This window comes from Bacillus sp. F19, assembly GCA_023823795.1.
Taxonomy (GTDB): Bacteria; Bacillota; Bacilli; order Bacillales; family Bacillaceae; genus Bacillus_P.
Genome location: CP085710.1, coordinates 3,779,278 through 3,798,352 on the forward strand (window position 1 = coordinate 3,779,278; position 19,075 = coordinate 3,798,352).

The 19,075-nt window shown below is 42.3% G+C and carries 21 protein-coding genes, 1 pseudogene and 1 other annotated feature; of the genes and pseudogenes, 2 read left to right on the forward strand and 20 right to left on the reverse strand.

Annotated features, from left to right (window positions below; genetic code table 11):
- Window positions 1–218: 218 nt before the first annotated feature.
- The 4 genes and pseudogenes from safA to nadB form a co-directional block, all read right to left on the reverse strand.
- A pseudogene (gene safA, locus LIT25_19475) lies at window positions 219–590 on the reverse strand (SafA/ExsA family spore coat assembly protein).
- A 186-nt stretch (window positions 591–776) separates the two neighbouring features.
- Complete coding sequence (gene nadA, locus LIT25_19480) at window positions 777–1,886, reverse strand: quinolinate synthase NadA (GenBank protein ID USK32750.1); 1,110 nt, start codon at window positions 1,884–1,886, stop codon at window positions 777–779.
- Window positions 1,887–1,899: 13 nt separating this feature from the next.
- Window positions 1,900–2,730, reverse strand: coding sequence for a carboxylating nicotinate-nucleotide diphosphorylase (nadC, locus tag LIT25_19485; GenBank protein USK32751.1), 831 nt, complete (start codon window positions 2,728–2,730; stop codon window positions 1,900–1,902).
- Window positions 2,717–4,300, reverse strand: a complete 1,584-nt coding sequence (gene nadB / locus LIT25_19490) for an L-aspartate oxidase (GenBank protein ID USK32752.1) — start codon at window positions 4,298–4,300, stop codon at window positions 2,717–2,719. The genes nadC and nadB overlap by 14 nt, the downstream gene beginning before the upstream one ends.
- Window positions 4,301–4,399: 99 nt before the next feature.
- Here nadB and LIT25_19495 point away from each other — a divergent pair, with 99 nt between their 5' ends.
- Window positions 4,400–5,566, forward strand: a complete 1,167-nt coding sequence (locus LIT25_19495; GenBank protein USK32753.1) for an IscS subfamily cysteine desulfurase — start codon at window positions 4,400–4,402, stop codon at window positions 5,564–5,566.
- Entirely contained in the window at window positions 5,553–6,098 is a 546-nt protein-coding gene (locus LIT25_19500; GenBank protein ID USK32754.1) for a transcription repressor NadR, read from the forward strand. Before LIT25_19495 ends, LIT25_19500 begins: the two co-directional genes overlap by 14 nt.
- A gap of 41 nt (window positions 6,099–6,139) precedes the next feature.
- Here LIT25_19500 and pheA read toward each other — a convergent pair whose 3' ends face one another.
- The 16 genes from pheA to radC all read right to left on the reverse strand — a co-directional run bounded on the left by pheA (window position 6,140) and on the right by radC (window position 19,037).
- Window positions 6,140–6,997, reverse strand: coding sequence for a prephenate dehydratase (gene pheA / locus LIT25_19505; protein ID USK32755.1), 858 nt, complete (start codon window positions 6,995–6,997; stop codon window positions 6,140–6,142).
- A gap of 15 nt (window positions 6,998–7,012) precedes the next feature.
- Window positions 7,013–7,456: an ACT domain-containing protein gene (locus LIT25_19510; GenBank protein ID USK32756.1), complete on the reverse strand. Its 444-nt coding sequence runs from the start codon at window positions 7,454–7,456 to the stop codon at window positions 7,013–7,015.
- A gap of 67 nt (window positions 7,457–7,523) precedes the next feature.
- A complete protein-coding gene (gene obgE / locus LIT25_19515) occupies window positions 7,524–8,810 on the reverse strand; it encodes a GTPase ObgE (protein USK32757.1) in 1,287 nt (428 codons plus the stop codon).
- 23 nt (window positions 8,811–8,833) lie between these two features.
- The gene (locus tag LIT25_19520) at window positions 8,834–9,382 is read right to left on the reverse strand and encodes a sporulation initiation phosphotransferase B (protein ID USK32758.1); all 549 of its coding nucleotides are present in this window, start codon (window positions 9,380–9,382) and stop codon (window positions 8,834–8,836) included.
- A gap of 328 nt (window positions 9,383–9,710) precedes the next feature.
- Window positions 9,711–10,004, reverse strand: coding sequence for a 50S ribosomal protein L27 (rpmA, locus tag LIT25_19525; GenBank protein USK32759.1), 294 nt, complete (start codon window positions 10,002–10,004; stop codon window positions 9,711–9,713).
- Window position 10,005: 1 nt separating this feature from the next.
- A complete protein-coding gene (locus tag LIT25_19530; GenBank protein ID USK32760.1) occupies window positions 10,006–10,359 on the reverse strand; it encodes a ribosomal-processing cysteine protease Prp in 354 nt (117 codons plus the stop codon).
- A gap of 11 nt (window positions 10,360–10,370) precedes the next feature.
- Window positions 10,371–10,679 (reverse strand): 50S ribosomal protein L21, encoded by a 309-nt coding sequence (gene rplU, locus LIT25_19535; protein USK32761.1) that lies wholly within the window; start codon window positions 10,677–10,679, stop codon window positions 10,371–10,373.
- Between the two features lie 15 nt (window positions 10,680–10,694).
- Window positions 10,695–10,779, reverse strand: a sequence feature (ribosomal protein L21 leader region).
- Between the two features lie 52 nt (window positions 10,780–10,831).
- On the reverse strand, window positions 10,832–12,265 hold the full coding sequence (locus LIT25_19540; protein ID USK32762.1) for an Rne/Rng family ribonuclease: 1,434 nt from the start codon (window positions 12,263–12,265) through the stop codon (window positions 10,832–10,834).
- 60 nt (window positions 12,266–12,325) lie between these two features.
- Window positions 12,326–13,192, reverse strand: coding sequence for a M50 family metallopeptidase (locus tag LIT25_19545; protein ID USK32763.1), 867 nt, complete (start codon window positions 13,190–13,192; stop codon window positions 12,326–12,328).
- A complete protein-coding gene (locus LIT25_19550; protein ID USK32764.1) occupies window positions 13,185–13,961 on the reverse strand; it encodes a M23 family metallopeptidase in 777 nt (258 codons plus the stop codon). Before LIT25_19550 ends, LIT25_19545 begins: the two co-directional genes overlap by 8 nt.
- A 162-nt stretch (window positions 13,962–14,123) precedes the next feature.
- Complete coding sequence (minD, locus tag LIT25_19555) at window positions 14,124–14,930, reverse strand: septum site-determining protein MinD (protein USK32765.1); 807 nt, start codon at window positions 14,928–14,930, stop codon at window positions 14,124–14,126.
- 2 nt (window positions 14,931–14,932) lie between these two features.
- On the reverse strand, window positions 14,933–15,616 hold the full coding sequence (gene minC / locus LIT25_19560; GenBank protein ID USK32766.1) for a septum site-determining protein MinC: 684 nt from the start codon (window positions 15,614–15,616) through the stop codon (window positions 14,933–14,935).
- 148 nt (window positions 15,617–15,764) lie between these two features.
- Window positions 15,765–16,283 (reverse strand): rod shape-determining protein MreD, encoded by a 519-nt coding sequence (gene mreD / locus LIT25_19565; GenBank protein USK32767.1) that lies wholly within the window; start codon window positions 16,281–16,283, stop codon window positions 15,765–15,767.
- Complete coding sequence (gene mreC / locus LIT25_19570; protein USK32768.1) at window positions 16,283–17,176, reverse strand: rod shape-determining protein MreC; 894 nt, start codon at window positions 17,174–17,176, stop codon at window positions 16,283–16,285. The genes mreD and mreC overlap by 1 nt, the downstream gene beginning before the upstream one ends.
- 35 nt (window positions 17,177–17,211) lie before the next feature.
- Window positions 17,212–18,234, reverse strand: a complete 1,023-nt coding sequence (locus LIT25_19575) for a rod shape-determining protein (GenBank protein USK32769.1) — start codon at window positions 18,232–18,234, stop codon at window positions 17,212–17,214.
- 119 nt (window positions 18,235–18,353) lie between these two features.
- Window positions 18,354–19,037 carry a DNA repair protein RadC gene (radC, locus tag LIT25_19580; protein USK32770.1) on the reverse strand — a complete coding sequence of 228 codons (684 nt, stop codon included), beginning with the start codon at window positions 19,035–19,037 and terminating at the stop codon, window positions 18,354–18,356.
- Between the last annotated feature and the right edge of the window lie 38 nt (window positions 19,038–19,075).

The following is a 19,075-nucleotide window of genomic DNA, read 5'->3' on the forward strand; positions in this document are numbered from 1 at the left end:
CCTTCATAAGCCCCCATCACTCCTTGCTGCGGCATGCTCGGCTTGTATTCCATATCTTTTGTAGCCTCCTCTTTCTTAGCAGGTGAAACTGATTTTGGCTTTTCAGCCGGTTTTTGAGCTGGCTTTTCAGCCGGCTTCATCATCTCCGGCAGAACATTAGATGGCTTTGGCGGAAGCTGCGGCTGTGGAGCCTGCGGCATCATCGCCATATTCAGCATATAGTAGTTATTAATATCAAGCTCTGGATATGCTGGCTGTTTAATTTCCGGCACAGGCGGAACATATGGCACCGATGGCTTTTCTTTCGGCATTTCCTTCGGTTTTGTTTCTGTGACTTCCATCACTTGTTTAGGTTTTTCTTTTGCAAAAGGATGCTCAGATTTCGGCATTTCCTTTTTCCCTGAAAAGCTACCCTTTGTTTCATTTTTAACAGGAACTCCGCTGCTTGGAACTTTTATTTTCATACCAGGCATGATTAAGTCAGGGTTGCTTAGCTGAGAGTTCATTTTTTTCAATTCTTCAAAATCTACCCCATATTTTTTGGCAATTTTCCAAAGCGTATCGCCTTTTTGAACAATGTGGATTTTCAACCTTTCCCCCTCCTATGCTTGAAACTTTATCGCATATGATCAGCAGGCAATTATGCCATTCTTCTTCATCACAACTTATGCTTAAGAAGACAAATATATGTTTCACGTACAATAAAAAAACTGACAAACTTAAGATGATGGCAGCTTGTGACTGCACTTATTTCATCTTATTTTGCCAGTTCCAATTTATACGTGTGCAAGCATGCGCTCTAAAGCGAGGACTGCATGCTCTGTTGTTTTTGGATCAACTTTTATTTGATTGATAATCTTTCCTTCTTCAAGTCCTTCGAGCGACCATAATAAATGCGGAAGATCAATTCTGTTCATCGTTAAACATGGACACATGAATGGATTTAGCGATACAATTTCTTTGTCCGGATGCTGATCTATGATCCGTTTTACAAGGTTCATTTCCGTTCCGATTGCCCATTTGCTTCCTGCAGGAGCTGCTTCAATCGTGTCGATTATATATTTTGTAGATCCTGCCAGATCACTTGCAGCTGCAACTTCTCTGCTGCATTCCGGATGGACGATGATTTTCATATCAGGCTTGGAATGGCGTAAATCATCTATATTTTTCACTGTGAATTTTTCATGAACGGAACAATGGCCTTTCCATAAGATCACGATAACATCCTCTGGATTTCCATCATATTCAAGCTCGTTTGTCATTGGATTCCAAATCGCCATTTTATCAAGAGGAACACCTAAATTAAAAGCCGTATTTCTGCCTAAATGCTGATCAGGCAAAAATAAGATTCGCTGTTTCTGTTCAAAGGACCAGCGCAGCATCTTTTCTGCATTTGAGGAAGTGACGGTTGCACCGCCATTTTTTCCGACAAATGCTTTAATGGCCGCTGTAGAATTTACATAAGTCAAAGGCAGAATTGTATCCCCATACATTGCCTGAAGCTTTGTCCATGCCCGCTCAGTCTGCTCTATATCCGCCATGTCAGCCATTGAGCAGCCTGCTCTCATATCCGGCAGCAGCACATTTTGACCTTCACTCGTGAGCATGTCTGCTGTTTCGGCCATAAAATGCACTCCGCAAAAAACAATGTATTCTGCCTCTTTATTTTCTGCCGCTGCCTGTGCAAGCTGCAGGGAATCCCCGGTTATATCAGCAAACTGAATAACCTCATCTTTTTGATAATGATGGCCAGGTATCAGCAAACGGCGGCCAAGCTTTTCTTTTATCTGTTTTACCCTTCCAATCATTTCCTCTTCTGAAAGTTCTTTATAATGATGCGGCATTTTTTCATTTGTCTCAAATTGAAGCATATCCAATACGTTCACTGTAACTTCCTCCTTATTCTGCATTCATGCTGAGATCAAGAGATTTGGCGGAATGAGTAAGCATTCCAAGTGAAATAAAATTCACTCCGGTGTCACCGTATTCAGCCAGATTTTGAAGCGTAATTCCTCCCGAAGCTTCTGTAATAATTGACGGCGGTGTAAGACTTGCATAGGCTTTAACTTCTTCTGGTGTCCTGTTATCAAACATGATAATGTCCGCCTTTGCTTCTATTGCCTCAAGCAGCTGCTCTTCAGATTCAATTTCAACTTCCACTTTTATCATGTGCCCTGCATGAGCCCTGACCTTTTTCACAGCTTCAAAAATAGACCCGCTGCTTGCAATATGGTTATCTTTAAGCATGATTCCATCATACAAGCCAAATCTATGATTGTATCCGCCGCCGCACCGTACGGCATATTTTTCGATCATTCTCAAGCCAGGTGTCGTTTTCCTTGTATCACAAATCTTCGTATGAACAGAATTCAGGCTTTTTACTGCCTGATTCGTCAGTGTAGCTATTCCGCTCATTCTCTGAAGCAAGTTTAAAATGACTCTTTCTCCAGTAAGCAGGGAAGCGATTGGACCTTCAATGACAGCTGCATGTTCGCCCTTTTTTATCTGTTCACCATCACGTTTCAGCAATCTGACTGCAACGCTTTGATCCAGAATTTCATACCCGGTTTTAATTACATCGGCACCCGCAAAAATTCCATCTTCCTTAGCTGTAATAGTGGCTTTTCCCTGCTGAGATTTTGTAAAAATATACGAGCTCGTAGCGTCATGATCACCAATATCTTCAATAAAGAAAGCTTCTAATTGGTTTTTCAGTTTAAGTAAATTCAATTTCCATCACCTCTGAATCATTCTTTAATCCTGTATTGTATTTAGAAAGAAGAATTTGTTTTTTTAGCCATAATCGATCATCTTTATAGGGATGATCTGTTCTAAAGTGACCTCCCCTGCTTTCTGTTCTCTGCAGTGCGGAAGTCACTATAAGCCAGCCGGCTGTCAGCATATTCATTTTTTCATATTCTATATTTGTGAATTTATTCACATTGATATCCTCAAAAGAGATTGGCCATAAGAATTTTTCAAACCAGCATTTCGCAATTAAAAGTCCTTCTTCAGAACGCTCAATGGCAGCATAGTTTGTCATCATCCATTTTATCTCCTCTTCGGAAGGGAAAATAACATCCTGTTTTCTGCTGGTTCTGATTTTTACTATTTCAGTTTTTTCAATTGCATTTTGAGAAAATTTTAAGATATGCACACCTAGACGGCTGCCAAACACAAGACCCTCAAGCAGCGAATTGCTTGCCAGCCTGTTTGCACCGTGAACTCCTGTACAAGCAGCCTCTCCTACAGCATATAACTGGCTGACCGAGGTTTTTCCATCCACATCTGTTTTAATGCCGCCCATTAGAAAATGCATTCCCGGGGCTACAGGGATTAAGCCTTCATCTATACTGACACCATATTTTTTACACATAGCTGAAATAGTTGGAAAGCGGCTTTCAAAGTCTGGAATGGACGAGATATTAAGGAAAATGCGATGTCCTTTTTTCATCTGTGAAAAAATAGTTCTTGCAACGATATCCCTTGGAGCAAGATCTCCAAATGCATGAACACCTTCCATGAACCGGATTCCATTCTCATTTTGAAGAAAAGCTCCTTCTCCTCTTACAGCTTCAGATATAAGCCCTACACATTGGCCATTAATCAGAAGCATTGTCGGGTGAAATTGAGTAAATTCCATATCGGTGAGGACAGCACCTGCTCGAAATGCCATTGCAAGTCCGTCACCTGTTATGACGCTTGAATTGGAAGTATGTTTGTAGAGACTGCCGCAGCCGCCGGTAGCGAGAATGGTATGTCCGGCAAAATGCTGCTGAATGTCACCTTTTGCATTCCGAGTAAACACTCCTTTGCAAACTCCGCCGCTGATGATGAGATCAAGCGCCATTTCATCTTCAATAATTTCTATGTTTTTACTTAGCTGCGATAATAAAAAATGTACAACTGCTTTTCCTGTGGCATCTCCGCCTGCATGAAGGATTCTGCTGAATCTGTGTGCACCCTCCTGGCCAAGCAATAATTTCCCGTTTGAATCTTTGTCAAATTGAAAGCCGCCCTTTATAAGGGTGAGTACTTCCTTTGTCCCTTGTCTTACAAGAAGTTCAGAAGCAAAAAGATCATTATGATGTGATCCCGCCGTCATCGTATCTTCGTAATGACCCTGCCAGCTGTCATATTTATCCACAGCTGCTGCAATTCCCCCTTGGGCAAGCATTGAATTGCTCTCGTATTTACTTGATTTTGTCAGAATGGTTACTTTTTTAGAAGATTGAAGCTGAAAGGCTGCAGACAGCGCTGCAATTCCGCTTCCAATAATTAATACATCCGTTCGAGGCACAAAATAACCCCCTATTCTTTACAAGTGTCTTGACACTTATATTTACACAAATCTAAAATAATGACAAGAGATTTTTTAACCCAGAGAGGAGATTAAATTTTGATTTATCTAGATTATGCAGCTACAGCACCAATAAGCGATGAAGCACTTCTTGTATTTGCCGAGGCATCAAAAAAAGCGTTCGCAAACAGCAATAGCCTGCATGATGAAGGAGATGCCGCCAGAACGATCTTAGAAGCTTGCCGCAGGAAGATTGCAATGCTGATTGGCGGTGCTGCTTCCGGGATTTGCTTTACGGGTGGAGGCAGTGAATCCAATGTGCTTGCCATTGAAACACTCCTTAAAAATGCAGGAAAACATAAAAATCATATTATTGCCTCTGCCCTAGAGCATTCTTCTATCTATAATTATTTAAAAATCCTTGAGCAAACAGGATTTGAGGTAACATTTTTATTGCCGGACAAACATGGTAAACTACATGTAGAAGCAATAAGAGATGCCGTTAGAGAAAAAACCGCGCTTGTTTCAATTCAACACGCAAATTCTGAAATAGGCTGCATTCAAAATTTAGAAGAAATCGGTCATTTTTTACATGATAAGCCGGTTTATTTTCACAGTGACTGTGTTCAATCGTTTGGAAAGATCCCCATCAAAGCGGATGAATGGAAAGCGGATGCCATTTCACTTTCCAGCCATAAGGTGTATGGACCAAAAGGTGTCGGCTGTCTCTATTTAAATCCGCGCGAACATTTTAATCCTGTTATACCCGGAGGCACACATGAAAACGGCTTTAGAGCAGGCACAGTGAATGTGCCGGGAATTGCCGCATTTACATCTGCTGCCGCAACCGCTTGTTCTGTCATGCACACAGAATTCAGAAGACTGGAATCATTGAAGGAAAGTTTTTTTGCCATGCTCAGCCACTATAGTGAACACGTTCACATTATTAATAAAGATTTAGATGATCAGCTGCCGTCTATTATCGGCCTGATTATTCGGGGCATCGAGGGGCAATATATGCTGCTGGAGAGTAATCGCAGAGGTGTAGCCATTTCCACAGGTACAGCCTGTCAAATTGGCATGCAGATTCCTTCTAAGGCACTGACGGCTGTCGGGCTGACTAATGATGAAGCCCTGCAGTACATTCGCATTTCAACCGGAAAACATACAAAAGGCGAAGATCTTGATAAAATGGCTGGCATCATTGGAAAAGCAATCAGCGAGAAATATATGGACATGACGGAGGGTCATTATGAACGAAGGTAAAATCCCTGGAATGAAAAGAAGAGAATTAATCCTGAATTGGCTGAAAGAAACGAACGTGCCTATGAAAGGGAGCGAAATGGCCAAAAAAACAAATGTCAGCAGGCAAGTTATTGTTCAGGATATTTCTTTGTTAAAAGCACAAAATGAACCGATTCTTGCAACAAGCCAGGGCTATGTGTATATGAGACAGGAAAATGATGACCTGCCTGCATTTAAGCGCATCATCGCCAGCAGCCATAAACCGGAAGCAACGGCTGAAGAACTGAATATCATTGTTGATTACGGTGTAACGGTCAAAGATGTCATTATTGAACATCCTGTCTACGGGGAATTGACAGCATCCATCATGGTGAGCAATCGCAAGGAAGTGCGGGACTTTATCGAAAAAATTGAGGATACAAAGGCAGCCTATTTATCACAGCTGACAGAAGGATTGCACTTGCATACATTAGTAGCGGACCGTGAGGAAAAATTAGAAGAAGTGTGTACTGCTTTGAAGGCAGCAGGATTTCTTGTTAGTGAAGAAGATTGAAAAAACTAAGACCGGCTGGCATATGCGAGCCGGTTATTTTTTTATATTATATAAGCGCTGTAAGTTCCGAGAGTCCGAACACCGCAGCCCAAGGCTTCAAGCTCTGCCATTGCCCCGGGAATAAGGACTTCATCCATTTTCATATCAATGTCAATGATAAAAAAGTAGTTTCCAAGACCCGTTTTCATTGGTCTAGATTCAATTTTTGATAGATTCAGCTTTCTCCACGAAAAAGCAGATAGAACCTGGTGAAGAGCCCCCGACTGATCTGAAGGCAATGTAATCATTAGAGTTGTCCGGTCTGTTATCTTATTTGTTTTAGTCTTGATATATGTATGCTGGTTCGGATGCAGCACCGCAAACCGAGTATGATTATGGGTATAATCATGGATATTTTTGCGGACAATTTTGAGATTATATTCTTTTGCTGCTAATTCATTTGCGACAACCGCCATATTTTCCTCTGGATGCTCCTGAATGTATTTTGCAGCTGCACCTGTAGATGTCGCGTACTCATACTTCGCTTTAGGCAGCTGATGATGAAGAAATTTATGACATTGTGCAATCGCATGGGAATGAGAATAGACTCTCTCTGCATCTTCCCACGATTCTTCCCTGGATGGGTGGACCATCAAGTGCTGCTGAATAGGCGCCACAATTTCCCCAATGATGGAAAGCGGCTGTTCATGAACGAGGTAATCAATGGTTAAATTAACAGAACCCTCTAACGCATTTTCGAGCGGGACAACAGCTGCGTCAATTTTCCCCTCAGCTACTGCATCCATGCACTGCGGAATGGTCAGATATGGAACATGCTCTGCATGATCTTCGAAAAATTTTGTAACAGCAAGATGTGTAAATGTTGCCGCCGGACCTAAATAACCAATTTTATATGTCATTAGAAATCCTCTCCCCTATGCTCCAGATCCTAATATCTCTACTTTCTCTACAAATTCAAGCCGTTTCAGCTTTGCCATGACGCTGTTAATATCTTCTTTCATTCCATTAGTATTTAATGACAGCGTTACATTTGCCCGCCCCTGCAGCGGAATCGTTTGATGAATGGTCAGTACATTGCACCCAGCTGTTGCAACAACAGCAAGCAGCTGTGATAATGTGCCTGATCTGTCTTCAAGGTGAAAAAAAAGCGTGATAATGCGCTCGTTTACCATTGTGTGAAACGGGAAAACGGCATCACGGTATTTATAATAAGCGCTTCTGCTCATATCTACACGCTGAACAGCTTCAGCAACAGAATCCGCTTTTTTCCGTTCAATCAGTTTTTTAACCTCAAGCGTTTTTCTCATCGCCTCAGGCAGAACGTCTTCCCGCACTAAAAAAAAGGTTTCTTCCTTCATGACATTCTCCTTTTCTCAAATCTGCCTGTGAAAAAAGAAGAGCGGATTAAGGCTCTTCTTCTTTAGGCTATTCAATAAATTCAAATTCGAACTCAAGCAATCGTACAATATCGCCGTCTTTTGCCCCTCTTTGACGAAGCGCTTCGTCGACACCCATTCCGCGCAGCTGTCTTGAGAAGCGTCTGATTGACTCTTCGCGCAGGAAGTTTGTCATCTTGAAGAGATACTCCACTTTCTCTCCTGATACGACAAATGTTCCGTCACTGTCACGGGTAATTTCAAATTCTGCTGCTTCTTTATCGAATTTATAAAGAACACGGTGATCGGAAAGATCCTCTTCCTCATAAAGCGGGAATTCAGGTGTCTTTTCAATTGTGTTCATGATTTCAAATAAAAGTTCGCGAACGCCCTCACGGGTAATAGCAGAGACAGGGAAGATTGGAAGATCATCCTCAAGCTTTTCTTTAAAAGCTGCAAGGTTTTCTTCTGATTCCGGCATGTCCATTTTATTTGCAACAATGATTTGCGGTCTTTCTGTGAGACGCAGATTGTATTCTTTAAGCTCAGCATTGATAGTCAGATAATCTTCATATGGATCACGGCCCTCGCCGCTTGACATATCAATCACATGAACGATGACGCGTGTTCTTTCGATATGGCGCAGGAATTGATGACCAAGTCCCACTCCTTCATGTGCACCTTCAATTAACCCAGGCAGATCCGCCATAACGAAGCTGCGGCCATCTCCGGTTTCAACAACACCAAGGTTCGGTACAAGCGTTGTAAAATGGTATTCGGCAATTTTCGGTTTTGCCGAGCTTACTACAGACAGCAGCGTTGATTTTCCAACACTGGGGAAACCGACTAAGCCAACATCTGCAAGAAGCTTAAGCTCCATGATAATGTTTCGTTCCTGTCCTGGTTCTCCATTCTCAGAAAGCTCAGGAGCAGGATTTGAAGGTGTGGCAAAACGGCTGTTCCCGCGTCCTCCGCGTCCGCCTTTTGCAATAACAGCCTGCTGTCCATGCTCAGTCAGGTCAGCAATAACCGTTCTTGTTTCTTCTTCCATAACCACTGTACCCGGCGGAACTTTAACAATCATCGGCGTTGCATTTCTGCCATGCTGATTTTTCGACATGCCGTGCTGTCCTCGGTCTGCTTTGAAATGACGCTGATAGCGGAAATCCATCAATGTGCGCAGGCCTTCTTCAACTTCAAAAATAACGTCAGCGCCTTTACCGCCATCGCCGCCTGCAGGACCGCCCTTTGGTACATATTTCTCGCGGCGGAACGCAACAAGCCCGTTTCCTCCGTCGCCGCCTTTTACATATATTTTCACCTGATCTATAAACATGGTAATCCTCCGCTCCAAGCCAATTATGCGACACCGACCGCAACGGTCAGTTCATCCAGGGAAAGTTCATAATGCATTACTGACACTTGATTTTTTTCATTTGATTTTAACCAATTTAATAACAAAGCTTTCTCTGTTATTATGCCATTAAAATCAAAAAAGAATCGAACTTGTCCCTGATTGGCTTCTGTTTCTATTGTGATGCTCAAATGATTCTCTGTACACCTGTCAACGGAATCGTCAAGTATCCGAAAGAACTGCTTACACCACTCGGTAACCTTCAGATCGTATTCCGACAAGTCATAAATGGCCCCAAGGACTTCATACTCCAGAGAATAGTGATGCCTTTTCCAGTTGAACGTCATTAAGAGGCTTGCAAATGACAGCATTTTTAAATTGCAAAGCTTTGATTCGCTTTGTGCTTCAATGACGATTTCTTCAATAATCTGCTGTACGCGATCGTGTCTATTTAATGATAAGTTTCCTTTGATTAATTGCAGTTTATTCATCCAATCGTGACGTGAATGACTTAACACATCGACAATATTCCACTCTTCATTTGTTTTTTTCATGTCGGCACTCCTACTCCCTTTTTCTCTATTCTTTTCTTTAGGAGCTTCAAGACTTGGAAACTGAATGTCGTACTAAATTATAACAAACTATCCGGGGGAAAATAAGTGCAATTTGAAAAAAGCAAGAGGAAATCAATGATATGGGGAGGTTTTCCTGAGAATAATGACTGTTTTCACCAAGATTGCTGCTTTGCGTATTTGAATCAGTCCGCGTTATTTCGTTAACATCCCCGCTCTAAATAATTGGTGATTTAACATTTGGGGCTAAAAACAGCGCTTAAAAATAAAGAAAAACTCTAACCAGAGGCTAGAGTTTTCCTAAAAGAAATTATGCTTCTTGTGCTACAGGATATACGCTAACTTTTTTACGGTCACGTCCGAAACGCTCGAAACGTACAACTCCGTCCACTTTCGCGAAAAGAGTGTCGTCACCGCCGCGGCCAACGTTTTCACCTGGGTAAATTTTCGTTCCGCGTTGACGGAAAAGGATAGAACCACCGCTTACGAATTCGCCATCCGCACTTTTAGCACCAAGGCGCTTTGAGATTGAATCACGACCGTTCTTAGTAGAACCTACTCCTTTTTTAGAAGCGAAGAACTGAAGATCTAAACTTAAAAACATTCTAGTCCACCTCCTGCTGATTGTTATTTATCGTTATTTTTATGAAATGTCCATAGTTCAATTCTATTGACTGCAGCGATATGAGCATCCCTTCAAGCAGCAGCTGAGCCTGTTCGCCCGCTTTTTGCCCGAGTTCATGGGGCAGCTGAAACGAAAGAAATCCTCCGTCTCCTCCCTGCTCGACAATCGGCGTTATTCCTGTTAACTTATGTATCGCATTAACAGCGCCAAATGTGACAGCAGATGCTCCGGCACAGACAATATCCTTTCCATGTACATCGAAATCGGCATGTCCAGATAATGTAAAGGATTCAATTAAACCGCTGCTATTGCGGTTAATGACTGCTTTTATCATCTTAAAAGGCCTTAAGCGTTGATTGCGTCAATAACAAGTTTCGTGTATGGTTGACGATGACCTTGTTTTTTGCGGTAGTTTTTCTTAGCTTTGTATTTGAATACAGTGATTTTTTTAGCGCGGCCTTGTTTTTCAACTTTCGCTGTAACAGTCGCACCATCAACGATCGGGCTACCAACTTTCACGTCATCTCCGCCAATGAATAAAACTCTGTCAAAAGTAACAGTGTCGCCTTGTTCACCAGCAAGCTTTTCAACGTAGATCGCTTGACCAGCTTCTACTTTGATTTGTTTTCCACCAGTTTCAATAATTGCGTACATTCCTATGCACCTCCTAATTAGACTCAGACTCGCCAGCAAACAGGTGATCCGGAGCAATCCGAAAAACTTTATACCTGCATCTGTGCGGTTGTAGCACGGGTGCTACAATCAATAACATAACAATACTATCAAAATAGGCTTATGAATGTCAATTATATTTTATCTTTATTTTTCATAAGCCGTTGAATCATTTCACGGTCTCCAAGCTGCACCATTTTATATTGATCGCTCCATTCTGCCTTCTCTGTCAAAAAGATCTCAAAGTGCAGGGCCTTTTCTAACCGTTTAATATGCTCATCATTTTTGCCTCTGAATGCTTCTGCAGCATGAGAAGGAAGTTCTATTAAAGCAGCCTCTTGCTCCATGTACTGCAGTTCCCATAACTCTCGTTCAATTTTAAAAGCAATTGTTTCAGGCGACAGCACTTGGCCTGTCCCGCTGCAGAACGGGCAAGGACACGTTATAAGCGATGCCAAATCGGGACGCACACGTTTTCGGGTCATTTGAAAAATGTTCATTTGGGAAAAACCAAGCATTCTAGTTTGAACTCTGTCACTCTTCGATTCCCTGAGCATTTCACGCAAAATGGCCTGCCTGTCCTCCTGCCGGGGCATATCAATGAAATCAATGATAATCATTCCGCTCAAATTGCGCAGTCTGATCTGTCTTGCAGCTTCTCTTGCTGCTTCTAAATTCGTCTTCATCACCGTATCCTGCAGGGAGGACTTTCCTGAAAATTTTCCTGTATTAACATCAATAGCTGTTAATGCTTCTGTCTGATCAATAACCAAGTAGGCACCATTTTTCAGCCAGACAATGCGTTTCATCGCTTTTTCTATTTCCTGTTCAATTTTGTACGCATCAAAAACAGGCTGTTTTGAATGATGAAACATCACTTCCAGGGACTCATACCGGCTTTTCAAATCCCGCGCGAGATCGCTGTCATCACAAACGATCTGATGAAGCGTATCAGGATCTATTTCCCGGATTATCCGGTCAAAGAATGGCGTGCCTTCTGTTAAAAGAGCAGGAGCCTTCGTATTTGTATGAAGCAAAGCTCCGTATTTTTTCTTCAAATAACAAAATTCTTTATGCAGGGTTTTTTCTGCCTGTCCGCTTGCAGCAGTCCTGAAAACAAGTCCTTCATTTTCTTCGCAAAAATGAGATCCAATGGATTGAAGCCGCTCCCTTTCAGATGGATCCTCTATTTTTTTTGAAACAGCGGTATAGCCGGAAGTCGGCATATATACAAGATATTGTCCGCCAAATTCGAGGTTTGCTGTCAGTTTTGGCCCCTTATGTTCAGTTGCTTCTTTTGCAACCTGTACCAAAAGCTGCTGTCCTTCTCTAAGCTTGGCTGACTTCAATACAGGAGGGAGATCATTTACTGAAAGATATCCGTTCTTTTCCTCCCCGATATCGATGAAAGCAGCCTGCATTCCCTGAAGAACATTCAAAACACGGCCCGCATAAATGCTGCCGGCCGTTTCATTTATATGATGGATGTGAATTTCTTGAACAAGATTTCCTTCAAGCAGCACGCAGCGATTTTGACTGCCTTTTGCATTTAAAACTAACGTACGCAATGATCATCCTCTTTTCTATAGATGTGCTTTCTCATATTTACTCATTTTATCAGGCCCGCGTCAATAATCATAATTCAGCTCGCCGACAGTCGATTGTGTACGCTTATCAGCAAAAAAGGCATGAAGAAGCTCATTTTCATCCAGCTCAAACAGCTTTTTTCCATTCCGTTCAACAATAATGGGGTGCTTGCACCCTCTTCTGAATTTCAGCAGCGTTTGATAGATGGACTCCCCTTCATCTACAATAATCGGCTTTAAGGTCCGTGGATCCTGCTGGTTTCCATAATACCTCTCGAGCAAAAACCTCATGCTCACAAAACTGCGGTGTTTATATTCCATATATATTGAATAAATAAGAAAACCCGTGATTACCCACACGTTAAGCTGCTGCGGGTTAAAAACAAGAAAAATGAGAAGATACAGACCTAAGCACAAAGCAGAAACCAAAAGCATAATCTGATGTGCATCCTGATAAGACCGTTTCATGGACACAAGCAAAAACAGCAATTTTCCTCCATCCAGCGGCCAGATAGGCAACAGATTGAACAGGAGAATCATAACATTATAAAAGGTGAAGAGCTGATACGTCTCATAACTAAATAATCCTGCAGCCTGTAAAAGATAAGCTGCTCCCTGAAGAGGAATATGCTGCAGGGGCCCGGCAGCAATCGTCAGCAGCTCTTCCTTCAATGGTCTATTGCCGTGCTCCTCCACTTCAGCCACACCTCCAAAAGGCAGGAGAACAATGGATTTCAGGCGCCAGTTGAAATGCCTGGCTGTCATGGCATGGCCCAGTTCATGAATGAGAATAATGGACAGCAGGATCAGCAGTGACTGAAAATGAGCCGTCATAATCGAAATCCCCATGATTAACCATAGAATAGGGTGAATATGAATGTGCAGTAAAACAGAGAAATATTTAGTCAAAGGATATCACCTGAATTGGGTCGATAAATTGATCACCCTTTTTAATAGCGAAATAATACGTTCCTTTTTGATCTTCTGCCGCTTTGATTTTGCCGATTTCTTTTCCGCTTTCTACAAAATCATAAAGTGACACCTTCACTTCTTCAAGGTTGCCGTACCAGCTCTCAGTTGAATCATCATGCTGTACAACCACCGTCAAGCCTGAGCCCTCTTTCTTTCCAATCTCAACTACAATTCCTTCATTCATTGCTTCAACAAGATTGCTGCTCGTCTCAACCATTACACCCTGGCCATTATCTTCAAACGTCTCAAGCACTTTTCCTGAAGCCGGAGCCGTAAATTCGGTATCTTCAGGCTTAGGAGCCTGATCGGAAGTTTTTAGCAGGGCCAGCGGGTCGCCAAACTGCTCTCCGTACCACTTTGAAATCATCGCAAACTGAAAATCCTCTTCAAATGTCCTAGTAACCACACTTTGAACCTTTTCAAAAGGCGGCGAATCATTCTTAAAAACAATCGCAGCCACGAGAACTAAACATGCCCCAATCAGCAGCTTAAACATAAACACATCCGGTTTAAATAATGGATGGGAGCCGCCTCCGTCTCCTCCCGGATCATATGTGTGATAAGCGGAGCCTCCATATTTTTCTTCATCATCTGTGAATGACAGATTGGGCAGCTGTTTTTTAGGTTTCATCCTCTCAGCCCCTAAACTGCGGTCCCGTTTTCTTTTTGCCATTCTCCTGCGCAAATCATCCGCTCGATTCCCCATTGCCACACCCATCCCCTCGGATCACATTTACTCAATTTTATGCCTTGTCCTCACGGAATATGACAGGCCTCAAAGAACAGGATCACTGTGTTTAAATGAGCAGCAGGAAAATCTCCATACAAAAAAACAACCTCTGAACATTCAAAGGCTGCTTTTTAATACCTATACTCTAACGCCGAAAAAGCGTTTGATTTTTGTAATGACACCTGGATTTGCATCTTCTAATGATTGCAGGGGAATCGATTCGCCCAGGATGCGGCGGGCAATGTTCCGGTATGCAATGGATGCGCGGTTGTTTGAATCCATGGCGATCGGCTCACCATTATTTGAAGCTTTAATGACATCATCATCATCTGCTACGATTCCGATTAAATCGATCGAAAGGTGCGTAACAATTTCATCCACATCCAGCATATCCCCATTTTTCACTAAATGATTGCGGATTCGGTTGATTACTAGCATCGGAGGCTCAATGGCCTCTTCTTTTTCAAGCAGGCCGATAATGCGGTCTGCATCGCGCACGGCTGATATTTCAGGAGTCGTCACGACGATGGCCTTGTCAGCTCCTGCAATAGCGTTTTTAAAGCCTTGCTCGATGCCAGCCGGACAATCAATTACAATATAGTCATAGTCCTGTTTCAGCTCATCCACAAGCTTTTTCATCTGCTCAGGATTAACAGCTGATTTATCGCTCGTCTGCGCAGCAGGGAGCAAATAGAGCCTGTCTTCAAAGCGTTTATCTTTTACAAGCGCCTGATGAATTTTACAGCGGCCTTCAACAACATCCACCAAATCGTAAATGATGCGGTTTTCAAGCCCCATTACAACATCGAGGTTGCGCAGGCCGATGTCTGTATCAATGAGACATACCCGTTTTCCTAAAATCGCTAAAGATGTTCCTAAATTAGCAGAAGTCGTTGTCTTTCCAACTCCGCCTTTGCCAGAGGTAATAACGATAGCCTCACCCACGGTCAAATTCCCCCTTCAAACCTTGTCAAGTTAGGTCGTAAATGAGTCAACTGCTGCAGTCGATCAATGATGATAGATTCACTTTCATCTATGTAAGCACATTCCATCTCGTGCTTTTCAGTCTGAATATAATCAGGGGCACGGTTTACGATGTCACAAATTCTGATTTGCGACGGCTTCATCACCGATGCGGCGATGACCGCAGATTTGTTCCCGTTATATCCAGCATGCGCAATTCCTCTAAGCGTCCCCATAACGAAGATGTTTCCGCGAGCAATAACAGTGCCTCCCGGGTTAACATCTCCGATCAGGAGCAAATCGCCTTCAACTTTAAGAACCTGTCCGGAGCGAATCATTTTAGCAACAGAGACCACTTCTGCTTCTTTTTTCATTTGCAGGGCATGATCCTTTGTAACAACATTGCTTTCAAATGTTTCAACAACCAGATTTCGTTTTTTTTGTATAACAGCTTCAATTTGATCCTGCTGTTTTTTATGAAGCAGACGGTTACCCGCTTTGACGTTAACGGTGATATATGGCCCATCTTCATGAATGTATTGCTTTAAGGACAACATTTGCTCAAGTTCATTCAGCAGCTCTTCAAAAGAACATGAATCATCGAGATGCAGCGTTAATCCATCTTTTGTACCTTTTATTGTGACAAATTGCTGTTTCTGAGCCTTCATGACGTTCACCTCAACGACTATACTATTTCGACAGATAGATGCAATCTCCCTCTTTTTTTATAAGAGAATTTTGATAGAAACCGGCTGATGATCCAACATGTCTGCCGCAACGATAGTAGTCTGCCAGAATTTGATTCATCAATAAACGCTAATCATCCAGATAATCACTTTTGACTTTCGATATAAAGCGGCTCATTGGGTAGATCAGTACGATCGCCGCGACAGAATTAGCAGCCAGTGTAGGCAAAAGTCTCAAATTAGTAAAATCATAGAATGACAAATTGGAGTAGCCGATCAGCCATTGAATGCCATACGAGTAGAATTCCAAAAGTGTAACAGCAAGCAAAGACAAGAAAAGCACAACGAGCATATTTCCCTGCAGTGCCTTTAAAGCTTTCGAAATTAAATAAGCGAACAATGGATAGGCAAATAAATAAATGCCCAGTATTTCTGTGTATACAATGTCATGCAGCAGTCCAAAAACGATACCGTAGATCAGCCCAGCTTTTTGACTGTAATAGGCCGTAATATAAACAATCGAAAGCATGACAAATCGCGGGATGATGACTTGGCTATCATTTGTGAATGGAAGCTCAATCAAATCAACAAAGGTGCTTTCGGAAATAAAAATAAATAAGATCAAAAGAGGAAGGAGAATACGATTCATTATTCTTCCTCCTCCTCTGGATCCATATTATCGATATCAATCGGTTCTTTCACGCGTTCTGTTACAAAAACACGGTCAATATTATAAAGATCAGCTTCAGGTTTGATATAGGCCATTTGCGAAAGTCCGTAGGAATCAGGCTCTACCTCCATTACTTCACCAATAACAAGACCTTCAGGGAATATTCCGCTGCTCCCTGACGTGACTACCTTCTGCCCTTTTTCGATTTTAACATCCGTTTCAATTTTTTTGAGCAGCAGCGCTTTTTTCTTCTCATCATATCCTTCGATCAATCCGAAAATATTTGGCTGCCCGTCCTTGCCCTGTATTTCAGCTGCAATCCGGTTTTTGCGGTCCGGAGAGCTTATTAGCTGAACCGTAGAATTGAATTTTGATGTACTTTTTACTTTTCCGATTAATCCTTTATCCGTGATCACGGCCATATCCTTTTGAATGCCGTGCTGTGATCCCTTATCAATGGTAATCAGGTCAAACCAGCGGCCCGGATCTGGATTTCGTGCAATTAAAGTGGCTGGAATTGGATTGTATTCTCTAAGTGATTCTTCGGCACCGAGTTCGGCCCGCAGCTGTTCGTTGTCACGTTTCAGCTCCTGAAGCTCGGTCTCGATTTTCATATGCTCGTCAATTTTGCTTTTAAGCAATTTATTTTCTTCATATGTATTTTTCAAATCGCCGACATTCTCAAAGAAGCCCGCTACATATTGTGCGGGCTTATGAAATACAGTTTGGAATAATCCTGTTGAATCTTTAACAAATTGTTCTGGCCATGTTAGCTGTCTGTCTTCTTTTAAAGAATACCCAATCAATGCCACTAAAAAGATGATACTAACCAGCAACAATATAAGACGTTTATTTAAGAAAAACTGTGGCATGTGACTTTTACACCCTCTTAATGTTTATTTCACAATTAGCGGCTGTCTCTTGCTTTTGTTTTGAACAAATGAATATGCTCAAGAGCTTTCCCTGTACCGATTGCAACACAATCAAGCGGGTTTTCTGCAATTAAAACAGGCATGTTTGTTTCTTCGCCGATCACTTTATCAATGTTGCGAAGCAAAGCTCCGCCTCCAGTAAGAACGATGCCGCGGTCCATAATATCTGCCGCAAGCTCAGGCGGTGTTTTTTCAAGTGTGTTTTTAACAGAATCAACAATTGAGTTGACCGTATCGCGCAAAGCTTCTGCAATTTCCTTAGCCGTAATTTCAATTGTCTTTGGAAGGCCTGTCAGTAAATCACGGCCGCGAATGTCCATATTATCGACACCCTCAGCTGATCCGGCAGAACCAATTTCCATTTTAATAGATTCTGAAGTACGGTCGCCAATCATTAAGTTATATGTCTTGCGGATATAATTGACAATCGCATCGTCCATTTCGTCACCTGCAACGCGAATAGATTGGGACGTAACAATTCCGCCAAGAGAAATAATGGCTACTTCTGTAGTACCTCCGCCGATATCAACAACCATGCTTCCAGTCGGTTCCCAGACAGGAAGATTCGCACCGATTGCAGCTGCAAACGGCTCTTCAATCGTATAAGCATCGCGTGCGCCAGCCTGTCTTGTCGCATCAATGACTGCACGCTCTTCTACTGCTGTAATGCCGGAAGGAACACAGACCATAACATAAGGCTTACTGGAGAAAAGACCTTTACCTTTTGTTGCTTGTTTTATGTAATACTTCATCATTGATGCAGTTGTTTCATAATCGGCAATTACGCCATCTTTCATCGGACGGAGCGCCACAACATTTCCAGGGGTGCGTCCAATCATATTCTTTGCGTCATTTCCTACTGCTACGATAGACTTAGTGTCTGTCTGCATCGCTACAACAGAAGGCTCACGAACCACAATTCCTTTTCCTTTAACGAAAACAAGGGTATTTGCTGTACCCAAATCTATACCAAGGTCTCTTGTCCCAATTCCAAACATCAGATGTATCTCCCTTTCTAAAAACCGAATTACTTTCTACTATTTATTTTCAAATGTCATATGAGAACTAAAAAAACTCACAAACATTATTATAGCGTAATTACGCAAAAATAAAAGTGTTACAAATATCCTTTTTCTTTTAAACTCACAAATTTTTGCTCGCCGATAATAAGATGGTCCAAAAGCTCTATCCCTAACATTTTACCACACTCTGTTAATCTTTTTGTGACTTCAATGTCTTCTCGGCTTGGAGTCGGATCTCCCGAGGGGTGATTATGGATGCAAATAATGGAAGCGGCCGATCGTTTCAGAGCTTCTTTGTACACTTCGCGGGGATGGACGATCGAGGCATTGAGGCTGCCGATAAAAACAGTTTGTTTATGAAGCACTTGGTTTTTCGTATTTAAATAGAGGCAAACGAAATGCTCCTGCGATAAAAAGCGCATTTCTTCCATTACATAATTCGCACCGTCTTGAGGAGACTTGATGACATATCTGTCTTCGTATGTGAGGCGGTTAATTCTTCTGCCCAGCTCAAGTGCAGCGAGGATCTGCACGGCCTTCGCTTCCCCGATTCCAGAGATGCTTGTCAGTTCCGCAACAGATGCTTCTTTAAGAAACCTTAGTCCCTCAAAGTGATTGAGCAGCCTGTTTGAAAGCTGGAGAACAGATTCCTTTTTTGAACCTGTTCTAAGCAATATAGCAAGCAGCTCGTGATTTGCAAGACTTCCAGGACCGTCGTGAATTAACCTTTCACGCGGCCTGTCTTCTTCAGGAAAATCATGGACTTTCAAGACTTCCAATCGCCGTCTCCTCCTATTTTCCCTCTCTGCTTCTGCTC